The 17,339-nt window shown below is 42.7% G+C and carries 16 protein-coding genes; 13 read left to right on the top strand and 3 right to left on the bottom strand.

Annotated elements, in window-relative coordinates:
• Positions 1 to 247: 247 nt before the first annotated feature.
• The 4 genes from BJP37_RS16105 (at position 248) to BJP37_RS16090 (ending at position 3,175) form a co-directional block, all read left to right on the top strand.
• Complete coding sequence (locus BJP37_RS16105) at positions 248 to 811, top strand: globin family protein (protein WP_075900247.1); 564 nt, start codon at positions 248 to 250, stop codon at positions 809 to 811.
• Positions 812 to 840: 29 nt separating this feature from the next.
• Positions 841 to 1,485, top strand: a complete 645-nt coding sequence (locus tag BJP37_RS16100; protein WP_075900245.1) for a cytochrome c3 family protein — start codon at positions 841 to 843, stop codon at positions 1,483 to 1,485.
• A complete protein-coding gene (locus BJP37_RS16095; protein ID WP_075900243.1) occupies positions 1,482 to 2,321 on the top strand; it encodes a cytochrome c3 family protein in 840 nt (279 codons plus the stop codon). The genes BJP37_RS16100 and BJP37_RS16095 overlap by 4 nt, the downstream gene beginning before the upstream one ends.
• A 209-nt stretch (positions 2,322 to 2,530) precedes the next feature.
• On the top strand, positions 2,531 to 3,175 hold the full coding sequence (locus BJP37_RS16090; protein WP_075900241.1) for a Tll0287-like domain-containing protein: 645 nt from the start codon (positions 2,531 to 2,533) through the stop codon (positions 3,173 to 3,175).
• Positions 3,176 to 3,206: 31 nt separating this feature from the next.
• Here BJP37_RS16090 and BJP37_RS16085 read toward each other — a convergent pair whose 3' ends face one another.
• On the bottom strand, positions 3,207 to 3,509 hold the full coding sequence (locus tag BJP37_RS16085; protein WP_075900239.1) for a hypothetical protein: 303 nt from the start codon (positions 3,507 to 3,509) through the stop codon (positions 3,207 to 3,209).
• A 6-nt stretch (positions 3,510 to 3,515) separates the two neighbouring features.
• Between BJP37_RS16085 and BJP37_RS16080 the strand changes: the two genes are divergently transcribed.
• Both BJP37_RS16080 and BJP37_RS16075 read left to right on the top strand, forming a co-directional pair.
• Positions 3,516 to 4,127: a hypothetical protein gene (locus BJP37_RS16080; RefSeq protein WP_075900237.1), complete on the top strand. Its 612-nt coding sequence runs from the start codon at positions 3,516 to 3,518 to the stop codon at positions 4,125 to 4,127.
• Between the two features lie 297 nt (positions 4,128 to 4,424).
• Positions 4,425 to 4,898 (top strand): thioredoxin domain-containing protein, encoded by a 474-nt coding sequence (locus BJP37_RS16075; protein WP_075900235.1) that lies wholly within the window; start codon positions 4,425 to 4,427, stop codon positions 4,896 to 4,898.
• A gap of 231 nt (positions 4,899 to 5,129) precedes the next feature.
• Here BJP37_RS16075 and BJP37_RS16070 read toward each other — a convergent pair whose 3' ends face one another.
• Positions 5,130 to 5,594, bottom strand: coding sequence for a pentapeptide repeat-containing protein (locus BJP37_RS16070; RefSeq protein ID WP_075900233.1), 465 nt, complete (start codon positions 5,592 to 5,594; stop codon positions 5,130 to 5,132).
• A gap of 468 nt (positions 5,595 to 6,062) precedes the next feature.
• Here BJP37_RS16070 and BJP37_RS16065 point away from each other — a divergent pair, with 468 nt between their 5' ends.
• The 3 genes from BJP37_RS16065 (at position 6,063) to BJP37_RS16055 (ending at position 10,247) form a co-directional block, all read left to right on the top strand.
• Positions 6,063 to 7,838: a cytochrome c biogenesis ResB family protein gene (locus BJP37_RS16065; protein WP_075900231.1), complete on the top strand. Its 1,776-nt coding sequence runs from the start codon at positions 6,063 to 6,065 to the stop codon at positions 7,836 to 7,838.
• A 61-nt stretch (positions 7,839 to 7,899) separates the two neighbouring features.
• The gene (locus BJP37_RS16060) at positions 7,900 to 9,624 is read left to right on the top strand and encodes a cytochrome c biogenesis protein (RefSeq protein ID WP_075900230.1); all 1,725 of its coding nucleotides are present in this window, start codon (positions 7,900 to 7,902) and stop codon (positions 9,622 to 9,624) included.
• A 173-nt stretch (positions 9,625 to 9,797) separates the two neighbouring features.
• Complete coding sequence (locus BJP37_RS16055; protein WP_075900228.1) at positions 9,798 to 10,247, top strand: QcrA and Rieske domain-containing protein; 450 nt, start codon at positions 9,798 to 9,800, stop codon at positions 10,245 to 10,247.
• Positions 10,248 to 10,444: 197 nt separating this feature from the next.
• Here BJP37_RS16055 and BJP37_RS16050 read toward each other — a convergent pair whose 3' ends face one another.
• Positions 10,445 to 12,289 carry an ABC transporter ATP-binding protein gene (locus BJP37_RS16050; RefSeq protein ID WP_229415329.1) on the bottom strand — a complete coding sequence of 615 codons (1,845 nt, stop codon included), beginning with the start codon at positions 12,287 to 12,289 and terminating at the stop codon, positions 10,445 to 10,447.
• Positions 12,290 to 13,057: 768 nt separating this feature from the next.
• Here BJP37_RS16050 and rimM point away from each other — a divergent pair.
• The 4 genes from rimM (at position 13,058) to BJP37_RS16025 (ending at position 17,058) form a co-directional block, all read left to right on the top strand.
• On the top strand, positions 13,058 to 13,687 hold the full coding sequence (rimM, locus tag BJP37_RS16045; protein WP_075900224.1) for a ribosome maturation factor RimM: 630 nt from the start codon (positions 13,058 to 13,060) through the stop codon (positions 13,685 to 13,687).
• Positions 13,688 to 14,045: 358 nt separating this feature from the next.
• The gene (locus BJP37_RS16035) at positions 14,046 to 14,936 is read left to right on the top strand and encodes an alpha/beta fold hydrolase (protein WP_075900220.1); all 891 of its coding nucleotides are present in this window, start codon (positions 14,046 to 14,048) and stop codon (positions 14,934 to 14,936) included.
• An 812-nt stretch (positions 14,937 to 15,748) separates the two neighbouring features.
• A complete protein-coding gene (locus BJP37_RS16030; RefSeq protein WP_075906149.1) occupies positions 15,749 to 16,291 on the top strand; it encodes a hypothetical protein in 543 nt (180 codons plus the stop codon).
• Positions 16,276 to 17,058 carry an ABC transporter ATP-binding protein gene (locus BJP37_RS16025; RefSeq protein ID WP_075900218.1) on the top strand — a complete coding sequence of 261 codons (783 nt, stop codon included), beginning with the start codon at positions 16,276 to 16,278 and terminating at the stop codon, positions 17,056 to 17,058. The genes BJP37_RS16030 and BJP37_RS16025 overlap by 16 nt, the downstream gene beginning before the upstream one ends.
• The last annotated feature ends 281 nt before the right edge of the window (positions 17,059 to 17,339 follow it).

Below are 17,339 nucleotides of genomic sequence, written 5' to 3'. Positions count from 1 at the left end.
GACTATTGATCTAATCACATCGACTTAGTCAGTTAGTCAGTGGGAACCTTACACAGTTAGACATCTTTACATCCTGCCTGGTGGGAGGTTATCTCCACTGGGCATCTACCTTTAGCGGATGTCAAGCTCTCAACCTCAATAACCCCAACCCAGAAGTGGGCTTAAGTAATTATCGGGTGCTGGGTGCCAAACTAACAGTTAAATCCCATGTAAATAACATGTAAATCACACGGAGTAATATAGAACAATGTCTTTACAAGTTGAACTATTAGAACAAAGCTTTGATCAGGTTAAGCCTCGCGCTACAGAATTTGTAGCCAGCTTCTACGAAAATCTATTCACCGATTATCCAGCCGCCCAGCCTCTGTTCGATACCACAGATATGGTGGCGCAACAGAAAAAACTGCTGGCTTCCTTGGTACTGGTAGTAGAAAATCTACGCAAACCAGATACCCTCGGTGCAGCCCTCAAAGGACTAGGAGCGAGACATGTTAAGTATGGAGCGCTTCCAGAACATTATCCATTAGTGGGCAATAGCCTCCTAAAAACCTTTGAGCAATACTTGGGTGCGGATTGGACACCAGAGGTCAAGCAAGCCTGGGTAGATGCCTACGGAGCGATTACCACCATCATGTTGGATGGTGCGGATTATTCCTCTGAAGAAGTGGAGTTAGATTCCCCAAAACCAGAGGCGACAACAGCCAGCCCCCAACAGTATGAGGTGCCGGAAACCAACATTAACTGGCCATTATTCGGTGGAGTGTTTGGAGCTGGTGCAATTGTTACCCTGATCCTGGCCATGCTCTTGTAAGCCATGGGGTTGTAAATAGTTAAAAATAAATGGCAAGCAATCTGGGTAAGTTTTTTAAGCCCACTATTCTCCAATCCAAGGTAGTCATCATCGGTGTGATGGTGATCCTACTAACGTGGTTAACCGCTGCCTTCGCGTTAGATCATCGCAGTGTGTTCCTTCCTGGCACTACCTCGGAGGGGCATGTTTTGTTTGAGGTCTCCTGTAACTCTTGTCATGAAGGGTTTAAACCGGTCACCAACGAAACCTGTATGCGCTGTCACGAAGCGGAAATGGCAGCAGATGCTCACGGAGCTAAAAAGTTCCGTGACCCCCGTTGGGCTGAACTTTTAACCAAGATAGATGTACTGACCTGTACTGCTTGTCATAACGAACACGTCCATATGTTTGGGCGAGGAGTTCACCTCAAGCCAGACCTATGTATGGCTTGCCATGAAGGCATCATCACCGGTGATGATGCCAGTCATACAGGATTTACTCGGGATGGTTGCTGGACCGCAGGCTGTCATAACTTCCACGACCACCGCTCCATCTCTACAGGATTCCTGCGTCAGAATATCGATCAGTTGCCGATGTTGCCAGAACCTGTACTGTTGGAGCGGACAGTTACTGGGGAATTAGAAGAAGCGCCTACTCCCGATTTAGGTGAAGAATTCCTGGGGAGCGAGTCATGAAAAAACTGATTGCCATTGTACTCGTCCTAATTGGGTTGGTATTGGTCAGCGCTATCCGAGGTAACGCAAACAACGTTATTGATGTAGCCAATGGGGGTGTGCCCAAAGACGCCGCTGCATCGCTTTCCCAAGCGGAATTAGTTGAGATTAATCAGTTGTGGCAAGGCAGTGCTCATGCCTTAGCAGACGTTAACTGCTCTAGCTGTCACCAAGACTCTGACACTAAAGAATTAGTGGTTAAACCAACCCAGGAAAGTTGTCAAAGTTGCCATGAGGTAGCGGTTGAAACGTTTCTGTATGGTAAGCATGGCATTCGGATCTCAGAAGGACTATCTCCCTTGACACCAGCAATGGCTCATTTGCCGATGAAAGAGTCAGCGATGGACAAGCAAATGAACTGCAACAGCTGTCACAATGTCCATTCTGTAGATACCTGGCAAGCCTCTGTAGATTCCTGCTTGACCTGTCATAATGACAGCCACTCCCTCAACTATCAAAACTCAAAGCATGCCCAACTATTTGCTGACCAAGGCACCTTACCCAGACCTAATGGTGAATCGGTGACCTGTGCTACCTGTCATCTACCTCGTCAGCAGCTGGAAAATACAGAAAACACAATTGTCGTTAATCACAACAATACGTTTACTCTTAAACCACGCGATCGCATGGTTAAGGAAGTTTGTATGAACTGTCACAGCGTCGAGTATAGCTATAACAGCATCTTCGACGATGAGCTAGTGGAGGAAAACTTTTCTCAACCTCCTACCCTGAAGCTAGAAACCTTTGATCTAGTTCGTGCATTTGAGAAGAAACGGTCGAGTCAGGCTGAAGAGTAGTAAAAGCTACTAATTAACGCTACTAATTAACGCTACTAGTAGTTAAAGCTACTAACTAAAGCTACTAATTAACGCTACTAATTAACGCTACTAGTAGTAAAAGCTACTAATTAACGCTACTAGCTAACGCTAATCATTCCTAGCCCTAGTCATAGCTACGTCATAGCCACGTCATACCAATTAAATACAACGAGAGGAGATACGAAATCATGGCAATCAAGACATTGCTACATCGCATGAAAACCAAAGCTGTGGGATTAATTGCCTTAGGTTTAGCGATTTGCGTCACTGTTGTAGCTTGTGGCGGCGGTTCCAGTCAGCAAGCTGGAGGTGTTGCTCCAGAACTAGTTGTGGATTATATCCATACCGTGCTGTTAGCAGACCGCACCGCTTATACCAAGCACGTCATTAACCGCTTGAAGAAATTAGAAGGCAAAGACAAGCCAAAGGGAGTAGTTGATGCTGAAGCCACTGAAGGTTGGCAACAAACTGGTGGTATTCCGCTACCAGCTCAGATGTTCCGTCTAGGAGCAGAGATTGCTGCTGACAACGGAGAGTTTACCTACGGCTTAATTTCCCCTTGGAATATCAACGATAACCAAGCGCCAAAATCTGAATTTGAAAAGAAAGCGATGGCAGAAGTGGTTGAAACCGGTGAGCCTTACAAAGACTATCAAGAAATTGCCGGTACAACCTATTATTCTGCCGTCTACCCTGATAAAGCTGTCGCTGAAGCCTGTATCACTTGCCACAACACCCATCCTGTACACAAAGAGCGCTATCCCGACAAAGTCTTTGAGATGGGCGAAGTCATGGGTGGCATAATCATTAATCTGCCTCTAAAAGGCACCTAATTTTTAGGGGAAATGTTTAAGCGATCAGCGATCAGCGATCAGCGATCAGCTTATGCGCTACGCGCACGCTACTTGAGGTGCTATCAGCTATCACCCAAATACTGACTGCTGACTGCTGACTGCTGACTGCTGACTGCTGACTGCTGACTGCTGCCTGCTGACTGCTGACTGCTGACTGCTGACTGCTGCCTGCTGACTGCTGACTGCTGACTGCGGACTGCTGACTGCTGACTGCTGACTGCTGACTGCGGACTGCTGACTGCTGACTGCTGACTGCTGACTGCTGACTGCTGACTGCTGAATGCTTACAAAATAGGTTTAACCGAAAAGCCACTATGTTATGAAGCCCAAATTTTCTACCTTAATCATCCTCACCTTCATCTGTGTGGTAATTCTGACTCCCTTTGCCCTCAGTCCCCTTTATCTACCGATGCTGCGGGACAATTATTTTAAATGGTATCAGCTTTTACAAGGGGAACTTTATAAGCAAATTACCGGCTATCTATCCCTAGCCTTTGTCTTGTTTGAGATGGTACTAACGGCTAGAAAGCGTAGTAGTGGCTGGATGATTAAGTTTACTATTCCTGGTTCCATACAGCTGTGGCGGAGTTTACATATCTTTCTGGGAGTCGCCCTTTTAGGAACAACATTAATTCATACCATTGGGGCGACAGGGAAGAATTTTAATTCTATATTTCTGTGGGTATTTTTTGGTGTAACTCTATCGGCTCTAGTAGGTGTTGTGGCGGAAACTGGGGTGCTGGAATCTCCTAGAAAATATTTTGGTTGGGTGCCAGCAAAGGATGGCATTGGCAGTATTCTACCGGGTATATCTAAAGGCCCCCTAATTCGTAATCTACGCTCTATCTGGCTATCCACCCATATCTTCCTAGTCAGTGTCTTCTTTGTGATGCTAGTATTTCACATATTTATCGCCTATTACTATCAGTAAATAGGGAACAGGGAATAGGGAATAGGGAATAGGCAACAGGGAATAGGGAGCAGGCAACAGGCAATAGGCAATAGGCAACAGGCAATAGGCAACAGTAGTAAAGAGATACGATGATTTTTTGGTGTTATGATAATTCAGTATTTTGTTTCATGATATATTGGTAAATGCTATATCATGAAATATAGCGTTTCCTAGTCTAGTCAGGTATATCTAAATTTTATTCCCTGCTCCCTGCTCCCTGCTCCCTGCTCCCTACAACCCAGGAATTTAGACATCACCCAATTGATAAATACTATAATGAATAGTGAGAAAGGAAAACTCAGGGCAAAACTCAGCATTGTTGTAGGAATAATCACTGTTGTATTCGCAGCTGGAACATTTTTCCTAACTCGTTCTGATGTATCTAGCCTTAGCACTTCGACCGTGGCTGGGTTAGCTCTAATCAAAACAATGGTAAAACAATCCCTACCTTATGAAGTTGCTTTGAGCAATAATAAGCCCACTTTAATAGAATTTTACGCTGACTGGTGTAACACTTGTCAATCCATGGCTCCCATCCTAAACAAAGTACACCAGCAGTATGGAGAAAGTGTCAATTGGGTGATGCTAAATGTAGATGACCCCCAGTGGGCTAAACCGATTGAAAAATACCGAGTGACTGGTGTGCCTCAATTCACATTTCTAGACACTAATCAGCAAGAGAAAGAAATCCTAGTTGGCAAAATCCATGAAACAATTATCACTAAAGTGCTGCAAGAGCTATTATCCTGAAAACAGGATTACCATAGGTGACAAGTTGCAGGTTAGAAAGTTGCAGGTTAGAAAGTTACAGGTTAGAAAGTTACAGGTTATTAACCCTTAAACCAAACAACCTACCCTACTTCGGACGCCAAAGGCGAACAACAAAACAACCTTCAACCTTCAACATTCAACAAAACAACCTTCAACCTTCAACATTCAACAACACAACCTTCAACAAAACAACCCAGAAACAAGATCTGTCTAGAAAGCTGCCAACTTTAAGATACCGATATCAAAACTATGAGACATTACTGCACTAGTTAAGTCCGCACCCATAAGGTTAGCACCACTCAAATCCGCACCCATAAGGTTAGCACCACTTAAATCTGAGCCCTGAAGGTTAGCACCACTCAAATCCGCTCCACGCAAATCGGCTTTGTGTAAGTTAGTTTCAGTCAAATTTGCCTTGATTAAAGTAGCTGCAGTTAAGTCTATCCAACTGAGGTTAGCTCTAGTAAGGTTCGCTTCGGTAAGGTTAACCCCTTCTAAGATAGATACATAAAGCTGAGCACCACTGAGATTTATCCCCTCAAGATCTACCCAACTCAACATTTCCTCACTCAGATTTATGCCCCGAAAATCCCGTTCTCCCCTAGCATATCGCTTCAGTACTTCCTCAGGATTGGTTGTGGTGAGTTGGCTAGATGGACTCGTGTACAACAGCATAGATAACCTCAAACGTGATCTGGATTGGGTCTGGTGTTAGTGACAATTCCTTACAGATGGGAAATTGTAGACAGACGCGCTTTATGGCCAGTATCTAAGTCTGATGTTAGCGATCGCGTTTACGGAATAGTTGAGTAATGTTTAATTTAGTAGGCTAATTGACTACACCTTTAATATGAAAACCTTGCTCAATGTATAAGTGAATACAGTATAAATTGTAATTTATGGTAAAAGTTCATGAGGTTAAGGCATTTAAAACTAAGCGATCGCTTAGTTTTAAAAAAGCAAAAAAAACATAATTTAGGAAAAAGCTTGTGTTGATAAAATTGTTTGATACCAGGGTATATTATATAGAGATAAGTTATAAATTATTGGTAAAAACTATTCCTGATTACCTTCTAGTTACTGAACCATGTTATGTGCTTCCAAGATTGACCAGTATGTTCACAAATAACCTAGGGTTGCTATATGCTTGAGCATACCTTGAAATTTATTGGCTCGATTAAACTAGCTGTCCCTTTACTTAGTATTATTGTCGCTATCTTAATTGGGGCGACGTTTTACGAATCTCAGGTCGGGTCAACTACCGTGCAACAGGAGATTTACAAAAGTCCGTGGTTTGGAGCCTTAATGTTCCTACTAGCGCTCAACTTAGCAGTCTCAGCTCTGTATCGCTATCCCTGGCGAGGTGCGCGTAAAATCGGCTTTGCTCTGACCCATCTTGGTATCATCGTAATTATCGCTGGTTCAGCAGCTGTAATCCACTTAGGTGTAGAGGGCATGTTACCTTTGCGCACCGATACGGCTTCGAGCAATCAGATTCGGGTTGAAGGGGAATTGTTGGAAGTGATGACACCATCATCAGAGTTGCAGCAGGCTGATGTATTGATCAAGCCAGATGGTTCAGTCATCCCCAAGCAAATTGGTAAACTGTCTTTGGTAGGCTACAGCGACAACACCATCAAAACAGTTAGTTTTACCGAAGGGGCAACGGCAGATAATCTAGCAGTAGATAATCCAGCAGTGCGATTACGCTTGAAAAGCGATCGCATGGGGCAAACCCTAGAGCGGTATATAGCTGTAGCCCCAGTAGCCTATAGCAAAGTAGGGATTGGGCCAGCTGAATTAGAAATCATTCAGGTTGATACGGTAGCGACAGGAAAAGGAAAATCTCTGCTATCCCCCCCTGAAGAACAAAACCTGAGTCCTTGGGGAAGCATCGAGGTAACGTCAAAAGAAAGGGACAATATAAATACAGAGATTATCGATATAAAACAAGCTCTGTCATCCCAAGCCCCAGACTCCTCAGTCAAAGTCGTCGATTTTTGGCCGGATTTCCGACTAGACGCCAAAAACCAACCGACCACGGCCTCCCAACAACTGAGAAATCCCGCAGTACAGTTAGAGGTATCCACACCAGAAGGGCTTGAACGCTGGTTTGTGTTTGGAAAGGAAAACTTTCCCCCAATTCGTTCAGTGGTATCAGGAGAACCCCAAGAAGGAATTGAGATTAGCTATAACATTCAACCCCAGGAATCACAGGATTATTTCCGGGTGATCGTGACTCAATCAGGTCAGCTATTCTACGCTGCCCATTCCTCGAAAGGATTTAAATCTGGGACTTTAGAGGTTGGAAAAGCTGTAAGTCCCGGTTGGGCAGACTTCCAAATTACCCTAGACGAGTATATTCCCCATGGCAAAATCAATCGTGAGGTCATACCTGTATTTGACTCAACCGTTAAGGGAGTACCAGCTTTATTAGTCAGCACCGACACGGGAACCCAAACCTGGTTACCCTGGGGCGAACCGACTACTATTAACGAACCAACAGGAGAAATCTTTGCTGCCTTTAGTCCCAAACTCTTGCAACTGCCGTTTGCGATCGCATTAGAAGACTTCATCGTTGAACGCAATGAAGGCAGTGATTCCGTTGCTATGTGGACTAGCAAAATCCGGCTCGAAGACCGGGATCACCATGTCATCTCCCAGCGCAACGTTTGGATGAACCATCCCACCTGGTATCAAGGCTGGAAAATAGCCCAAGCTTCCTGGAATCCCGGTGACTTAAAACAATCAACCCTACAAATCAAGCGAGAACCAGCCTGGGTAACTGCTTTAACCTGGACAGGCTCCGGTCTAGTAATCGGTGGCATCACCATCATGTTCTATGGTCGAGGGATAGCTAAAAAACTGCGCCGCCAGCCAGAGGAGTCCGGAGTTCCCTTGTACTATCATTCTCCCTAGCATACTTTGTTCTAGTTCAGATTAGCGTTTACTTCTGTTTAGCGTTTACTCCTGTCCTCTGATGAAACCACTCCAACTCCTGATCGGACTTTGTCTCGGAATCGTAATCCTGATCATACCTCCAACCCAACTCCAACCATCACCCCTAGACCCCTTACAAACCCTAGCCGTCCAACTTGATGGGCGCAAAAAACCCTTAGACACCGTAGCCCGAGAAACCGTAGCCAAAATCCACGGTTCCACTAACTACCGCCTAGAAAACAATCAAACCCTCAACTATCTCCAAACCTACCTATCCCTATGGTTTAATAACCGAGACTGGAACCAAGAACCCTTCATTCTACTTACCTACCGCCCCCTCAAAGAAAAAATCAGTCTTGACCTAGAACGAAAATACTTCTCCTTCGGAGAATTAGTCAGTTCCAACCTAGGTGCCATCGTTCTGGAAGCCAATCAAAAAGAAGCGGACAACATTGAGTTAACTAGAGACGAACGAGAAGCCCTGACAATAGAAGACAGACTGGCATTAATGTTACGCACGGTAGGTACTGATACCCTACCCCTAGTTCCCCATCCCAGCGAGAGTAAAGGCACTTGGGTAAGCATACCTCAATCGCAACAGTATTACACCAACGAACAAATTACCCCTCTACAGCAAAGTTACCAAACACTCAAACAAGCCTATCGTTTAGATCCCCTACTGACTAATGTTGAAGTTGGGCAAGTCGCGGAAACACTACATCAGCAGTTAGCCGCTCTTAGCCCTGAAATTTACCCCAAGGATTCCTTGCTGCAACGGGAAGTTAACTTCTCTAGTTTTCGCCCCTTCAGTAAAGCCTGGAAAATTTATGCGATCGCATTACTAGTCCTGTTATTAGGATTATGGGTCAAGCAATTCGACCTCTACTCAGGTGCAGTAGGAATTTTCCTCACAGGTCTTTTCATCCAAGGCTACGGCTTTATCACCCGCATGGAAATTGCCGGACGTCCCCCAGTCACCAATATGTATGAATCCGTAGTCTGGGTTGGATTTGGGATTGCCGCCATTGCCCTAGTATTTGAGCTAATCTACCAAGCAAAATACTATCTGTTAGCCGCTGCTCCTTTATCAATCCTTTGTCTACTTCTAGCAGACAGTCTTCCAGCCGTCCTAGATCCAAGTATTGCCCCCCTTGTACCAGTACTACGGGACAACTTCTGGCTCAGTATCCACGTTCCCACCATTACCCTCAGCTATGCTAGTTTTGCCTTAGCGATGGGATTAGGACATATTATTCTAGGACATTATCTAGTTGCTCCCCAATCCTTTCAACGAATTGCCCATCTATCAAAATTCAACTATCGAGTCCTACAAATTGGTGTTTTACTGCTCACTACTGGCATTATTCTCGGTGGGATCTGGGCGCACTTCTCCTGGGGTCGCTTCTGGGGTTGGGACCCCAAAGAAACCTGGGCGTTGATTGCCCTAATGTGTTACATAGTCCCCTTACATGGTCGTCTGGTAGGATGGTTAGCAGACTTTGGGATGGCAGTCATTAGTGTAGTTTGTTTTAATGCTGTGTTGATGGCTTGGTACGGCGTTAACTTTGTTCTCGGTACTGGTTTACACAGTTATGGATTTAGTACTGGTGGCTCAGAATTGATTGTCGGGACCCTAGTTGGTTTAGACTTATTATTTGTAGCAGCTGCAGCTACCAGACATAACCGTTGGTTGCTCTCTAAATCTAGTAAAAATATAGTGAAACAATGGAGTCAAAATCAACCAGTTATGGCTAACGAGAATTAAAATTAATTAAAACCAACTAAAAATGCATAATACCAACTAATGAGGAAGAAATTATCAACCTAATTTAGCTGGTCATGTTTTCGATTAAAAATTCCTGGTTTGAGAGATAATATAATTAATTGTTAATTATGGTTTATTATTAAAAGAAATCGTTTTCCAGGTAGAGGTATACTATGGATCGTCGTAAATTTATGGGCTGGTTTGGTGTTGGTGCATTAGCTACTTATCTACCAGTAGCATTAGCTGCCTGTAGTGCTGAGGAAAGTCAGCCACAAGCAACAGAAAAGGAAAGCCCTAAGATTGATAAGTCGGTGCGAGAGGATGGATTCCAAGCCGTTGGCACAGTGCAGGAGTTAGAAGAAAAAGGCAAAATTAGCGACAAGATAGCAGATATTCTAGTCGTGCGTAATCTGAGCAACAATAGTCTTGTTGCCGTAAACCCTAGGTGTACTCACCAAGGCTGTAGCGTGGATTGGAAGCAAGAGGATAAAATATTTAACTGTCCTTGCCACGGTTCTAAATTTGATTTAGATGGCAAAGTAACGAAAGGACCTGCAGACAAACCCTTGAAAAGCTATGAAACAAAGGAAGAAGATAATTTAGTTTTGGTAAAAGTAAGCTAGTCATTTAGGAGCAGGTTTGATATTGCAGCTGAAGTCCCCCTTTTTAAGGGAAATTTAGGTGCAGCTGAAGTCCCCCTTTTTAAGGGAAATTTAGGTGCAGCTGAAGTCCCCCTTTTTAAGGGGGATTTAGGGGGATCTCTTTGCACCTCATGGGAGAGAGAATTGCTATAACTAACCTGCTCCTGCGTCTTTCCAATTCAAAAATTAAGGCTTTGTTCATTTAAAATAATGTCTTGATAAGTACCTGACTTCACTAAACGACCTTGATCGAGTAAATAGATACAATCACAATGTTCAATAGTGGAGAGACGGTGGGCAATGATAATCATCGTTTTAGTGCCATTCAAGGATTTAATTGCTTCATTAACCAAGTATTCAGTTTCATTATCTAGTGCAGAAGTCGCCTCATCTAAGACTAAAATTTCCCTCTGATGGTAAAGTGCGCGAGCAATTCCTATGCGCTGGCGTTGACCACCAGATAAACGCACTCCCCGTTCACCAACAACAGATTTAACTCCCTCAGGCAATTGCTCAACAAACTCCGCAAGTTGAGCAGATTGGATAGCCTGATCTAGTCGTTCTCGATCAATCAAATGCTTTGGAAAACCAAAGGCAATATTTCCTTCGATTGTGTCATCTATCAGAAAAATCGACTGTGGGATATAGCCAATTAAATTTTGCCAGGAACGCAGATTATTATATATCGATTTACCCTTGTACCTAATCTCACCACTCTCAGGAGCTAATAGACCTAAAATAACATCAACTAATGTTGTCTTACCTGAGCCTGATTTACCGATTAAACCAATAGATTGACCTTTGTTGATAGTCAAGGATATGTTCATAATAGTAGGGTCTAAAACCTTGGGATAGCGGTAGGTAATTCTATTAATTTCAATTTGATTATCCTCCGGTGATAGACTTCTATTAATGTCAATGGACTTGGCAAAATACCTGAATTGCTCTGAGGGAGTATTAGGCTTGGATAGGGGAGATAAATCTGATAAATATGTAGGCTCAAAAATTTTCTCTACTTCAATGTTTTCTAACTCTTTTAAATCCAAGTATATTTTATTAATCGAATAGCTGGAGTTTCGCATCAAAGCAATATTAGATGTTAAATGACTAAATGCTGGAATCATGCGCACAGAAGCCAAAGCGAAAATACCTAAAACTTGGATAATATTTTCTGTTCCAAGGTTAAAGACTAACACTATAGATACAAAAGCTACTAAAAATGTCACTAAAATCGCTTCAATTATAATGCGAGGCAAAGCTTGGAAAGTATGAAACGATGTCATGCCATTAACCAGTTGATCGACTTGAGCACTCATTTGCCTTTCAAAGTAAGATTCGCAACCAATAATTCGTGTTTCTTTTAATCCTCCAAGGCTATGATTTATGATGCGAATCATTTCCTCCTTAGATTGAGATACTTTTTTTCCCCATTCGGAAATTTTGTCTTTAAATTGGTAGATAATTCCCAAGGGAATTAGTAAAACCAAGGCTAGAGTGATTGTTGCGATTGGATCTGTGATTATTAGTAAAACAACTAAAAATACTATAATAATAAAACTAGCTACGGTTTTTAGGAAAGGAATCATAAATTTTACACTAAAAACTCCAGAGTCTTCCAAAACCGTGTTGATCAAAAAAGCCGTATTTTTACTAAGATGAAATGTGTAAGGTGCTACCAAGTAGGCGTGGAGCAAATTTGATGATAGTTCACCGTACTGAGTAAAGCTAAATTTAAAGATATATTTTTGAGCTTGGAAACTTAATAAGGATTTAGTCCAGAAGGCAACAATAATGATTAAACCTAGTAAGGCAATAAACTGAACTTCATAAGTTAAACCTAACTTGACATAAACCCAATGCAGCCGAGAATTTAGTTCAATCAACCTTGGGTTAGTAGCTAACCCCATAAATGGCCCTACAAGTCCAATACCTACAGTATCCAAGAGGGAGGTTAGTAAGATTAATAACAGAAGAGGGATAAGTCGGAGTTTTCTTTCTCCAAGAATGTATAAAAAGTTTGACAAATAGCTAAACATTTGCTATATAAATTTTTATGAGGATAAAGGAATAATTTAGTGTAATTCAGCTTTATGATGCAGTCAAAGATATGATTGAGATTGGTCAAATCTAGACAATTGTCCTAGTCCGCTGGCATTGCCGGCATCAAGAGAAGCTCGACAATCTCAATCCCTTCCATAAAGCCATTCAGCTCTCGAAGGTGAGCTAATGCCGAATTGCGTTGATTGAAGCAACTCTGATTAGACTGTTAGCATCTATAACGTTTATAAAAGAGTTTTTAAAATCCAGAAGCCCACAAGCCCTGTTAGTGTCGGCATCCTGTCTAGGTTATACTTCCTATAAAATATATTGATAATTTTTATAATTAAATTGTTTATTATTTTCCTAGGAAAAAACGAGTAATTTCATAGATTTTAATTGCCCTTAATTTAGCCAGAATAGTAATTGATAGATTGAGGAAACATATTAGCCGATTTTATTGGAAAATTTATAGACAATTCTACTGGCAATTTATAGTGTGTTTTCTATTATTTTTTCTGAGCAAAATGCCGGTAATCAGGATAAAATAAAATGACAGGTCCGCGCTATCCACGCTCTCGGACCGGTTTAGGGATGATGGTACTATAGCGCTACGCGCAAGTCAGCAAGGTTCTTGCGTCAGAAGTCAAAAGTAAGCTATGACTAAGTTTGCTGAGTTTAGGAATGTCCTAAGCTTAATGCGTAGTGCTATACCTTGCCCTTAGTGCTTAGTTCACTTACCTAAAAATGCTCAAATGACCAATGACGACTGGCTAGAAATCGGTAGAATTGTTTCCCCCCATGGGCTAAAAGGAGAGTTGCGAGTCTATCCCAGTTCTGACTTTCCCGAGAGGTTTGAGGAGCCAGGACAGCGCTGGTTAAAACCACCACGGGATAATCCACCCCAACCCGTAGAATTACTTTGGGGACGTTTTGTCCCTGCTAAAGGGTTATATGTTGTGCAGCTAAAGGGGGTAGACAACCGGGATCAGGCAGAGGCGTTGCGCGGTTATCAACTGTTGGTACCAGCCAGCGATCGCCCAGAGTTAGAGGAAGATGAGTATCACATCTTAGACTTGATTGACCTTGAAGTCTTTAATCAACTCACTGGTGAAGCTGTGGGAGTAGTCGTAGATGTGATCCCAGCTGGTAATGACCTTTTGAAAGTCAAATTGCAATCTTCAGTGCAACCCCCCCCAACCGATGCGGAAACTGCACCACCCACTCGAACTAGCAAGAAACGCCAATCCAAGGCTAAGAAGCAACCACAGCCAGCAACGGTGTTGATTCCGTTTGTGAAAGCGATCGCGCCAGTGGTCGATCTCGAAAATGGTCGGATTGAGATTACGCCTCCTGCGGGTTTACTAGAAGTCAATCAACGTTAAGTCATAAGCGTGCCACGCATCTAAATTTAATTTGTATTTAATCTGTTCATGTTCTGTGAGGGTGATAAGCGCCCCAAAATCATTGCCATGTCTAGCTTTCAGGTCACTATTATCCCAAATTATACAATGCGCGATATCGTCACTTACATCGCCACTTACCAAGGCGGGGTTAAGTGAAATCCTCCTGGGAGTGGAAAGCTGATATTGAAGCCTTGACCTGATCAATCCTTGCTAGGTCATGTTTAATCGTCTTTTAATACCAGTTTTATTATAACTAATTTATCATCCAGAATCAACTTAGTCCTTAAATGTTTAGTAATATTAAAATGAGTAGGTTAATTAAAGTTAACATAAAGCTGTGTCTACACAAACTTCAATATCACACCACACGACGGAAAACCATGTTTGGAACTGGCAAGGTAACCAGATTGAATACACCGTAATGGGGACTGGTAAGCCTCTACTGTTGGTTCATGGTTTTGGGGCATCCATTGGACATTGGCGCAAGAATATTCCTGTCCTAGCCGCAGGGGGTTATCGAGTGTTTGCCATCGATCTGCTGGGATTCGGAGGTTCTGATAAACCTGCCTTATCCTACACCGTAGAGTTGTGGCAACAACAAATAAAGGACTTTTGGGATACCTACATCAACGAACCTACCGTATTTATCGGTAACTCCATTGGTGCTCTGTTAAGTCTGATGGTGGTAACAAACTATCCTGAGATTGCTGCTGGTGGTGTCTTAATTAATTGTGCTGGTGGACTCAATCACCGCCCTGAAGAGCTAAATCTACCTTTGCGGTTGGTGATGGGAGCTTTTACCAGGTTAGTGAACTCTCCAACCTTTGGACCGTTCCTGTTTAACCGTATCCGCCAGAAAAATCGGATCCGCAGCACCCTCCGTCAAGTCTACTGTGATTCAGATGCCATTACAGAGGAACTTGTAGAGTTAATCTACCAGCCTGCTTGTGATCCCGGTGCTCAAAAGGTATTTGCATCAGTTCTTACTGCTCCTCCTGGTCCTAGACCTAGTGAACTTTTACCGAAGTTACAAAGTCCTCTACTCATTCTTTGGGGAGAGGAAGACCCTTGGACACCGATTTCTGGTGCTACCATCTTCCAAAAACAGAGTCATCAGGGTAAAGACGTAAAATTTGTAGGAATTCCTAAGGCTGGTCACTGCCCTCATGACGAAAACCCAGAGTCCGTAAATTCACTGATTCTCGATTGGTTGTCATCTCGCTGGTGAAATAGAAAAGGAAGTCATTAGGGTCAAGCACGTAAGTAAGAAAGGTAAACGTTAACATTTACAGCTATTGATAATACTGGAAATTCCCCCTATAACCCAAGAGACGATTACGTAAATTCACTGATTATAGATTTGCTTTTGTCTGGATATGGATAATAATAAGTAATATCTGTCCAGCCATCCTATCCGTGATTAGCCCTAAGAACATAGTTATTATGGAATCAATAGCTAGATTTTCGGTGCATAGATTGTTAGAGCGAATCCATGTGAAGTAACCGAAATTGAGTGAGTGTTAGCTATGTACGTGTTATTACTGATGACCGGAGCGGGAAGAGTTAATTTAATGGGCTCTTGAAGAGGTTTGAATGATTTAGATATTATTAAGAAAGCCTTTGTCAGGGTGAGATTGCTCAAATAACCTGCTATGGTGCCTCTGAAATCAAAATCAGGTAAAGCTCTTGCACTATTCCCGAGAAGTATTTAAGTGAATTCACGGCAAGCTTTTTGAACTCTTGCTGATTCTTAAAGATTGTTTAAGTGGTTGTCGCGACGTCTTTATTGTCAAGAAATATCACAATTTAGAAGAAACCCAACTTGGCTTCCAAGCGTTACGAATTTAACGCGGAAGCTTTAACTCTTTTGTTGCCAACATAGGATTTACACAGTCAGGGGGTTAACCCCCCCATAGATGATGGGACTATTAGGGAGACTATATCACTTATCCTCTACTAATAGTTGTGAATAAATTGTGAATGCAGAAGTTCTCTAAGAATTCTTAGGAGGTCATGTATGGACAGGAGGAGATCATAATAATGACAATTGAAGAATTAGCCAAGGGCTATATGACAGCTCCAGCCTATGAAGCTCCTATATCGTTAGTTAAAGAGTTTCGTCAATTTGTGATTGACTTAGCAAAGGTAGAACTGCAAGGGGTCAATTTTGAGTACGTTGACTACCAACCCTACTTTCGAGGAGCAGATCTATGTCTGAATGACATCAAAGCGGACTTTGAACAAGGAAATGTTAAAATCAGCGCCCAATATAATGAATCAGATCTACTAGGTAAGGACGTCAACTTAATTTACCGATGTATTCATGAAAGGCATCACGTTAAACTAGATGTGGACTTTGGCTGGGAAGGCGAGTGCGCCATTGCTGCTCACATTATGTCCTTTACGGACAACCTGTTGTTTAAGCAACTTCTGTATAGCGAGGGGTTAGGACAAGTGGCTGTGCGCCTGCATACAGGAGAATTTCCTGATGACCAAAAAGTCGTTCTCTTTGATGAAGAGGTTATACATTGTATGGAGAAGACAATGAAAAATGTCAGAAATATCCGATGCCAGAACCACTAATTGAACTGAAGGGAGTGAGCAAATCGTTTGGGAGCAATGTCATTTTGAATCAGTTGGATCTAAAAATTTATCAGGGTGATGCCCTAGTCATTATTGGTCCTTCTGGAACCGGAAAATCAACAATTCTTCGGATTATTGCTGGCTTACTACCTGCTGATGTTGGTGAAGTTTATGTTAAAGGGCAACGGCGCTCCGGTTTAATAGAAGATGCTCAAGATCCCATTGGCATTGGTATGGTATTTCAGCAAGCAGCGTTGTTTGACTCGCTGACGGTGGAAGAGAATGTGGGTTTCTTGCTTTACCAGCACTCTAAACTACCACATCATCGAATTAGGAAATTAGTCAATCAAAGCCTGGAGATGGTAGGTTTATCTGGTGTTGGAGACCGCTACCCAGCTGAATTATCAGGAGGTATGCGCAAACGAGTTAGTTTTGCCCGTGCTATAATGTACAATCCTGATAATCCCAGGGACAACCCAGAGGTGTTACTCTACGATGAACCAACCGCTGGACTTGACCCGATCGCTTCAACAGTGATTGAAGATTTAGTGCGCCAGATACAACGGGACGAAAACGCTTGTAGTACTTACCTAATGGTCACCCATCAGGAGAGTACAATTCGCCGCACCGCTGACCGGGTTGTTTTTCTCTACAAAGGCAAAGTACAGTGGTCTGGCAGCGTTGGGGAGATAGATACCACAGATAATCCTCTAGTGCAGCAATTCTTTAGTGCCAGTACCACGGGTCCAATTCAAGTAGTAGGTTGACTCTAGGTCCCTTGAATTTAGAAATTTGGCAACACCAACCGATTGCTATAAAAACATTTCTATAAAAAAACTGGCTGTGTTGTGAAGGGTTTTACCCCTCACAGCACAGCCAAGCTGATCATCAATTACGGCACAGGATGGCTGATTTGTGCGATCTGTTAGGTATATATTTATTAAAAAGGAATTTAGCATTGCTGTGTTGCCAGTTTGGCAGTAAATTAGATTTGGGTGCGGCTCTTATAGAAAGACGATAGAATGGGGAAGAGTTTTTTAACCCAAGC

The organism is Moorena bouillonii PNG (assembly GCF_001942495.1).
GTDB classification, from domain to species: Bacteria; Cyanobacteriota; Cyanobacteriia; order Cyanobacteriales; family Coleofasciculaceae; genus Moorena; species Moorena bouillonii.
This window is presented reverse-complemented; position numbering and strand designations above follow the sequence as displayed.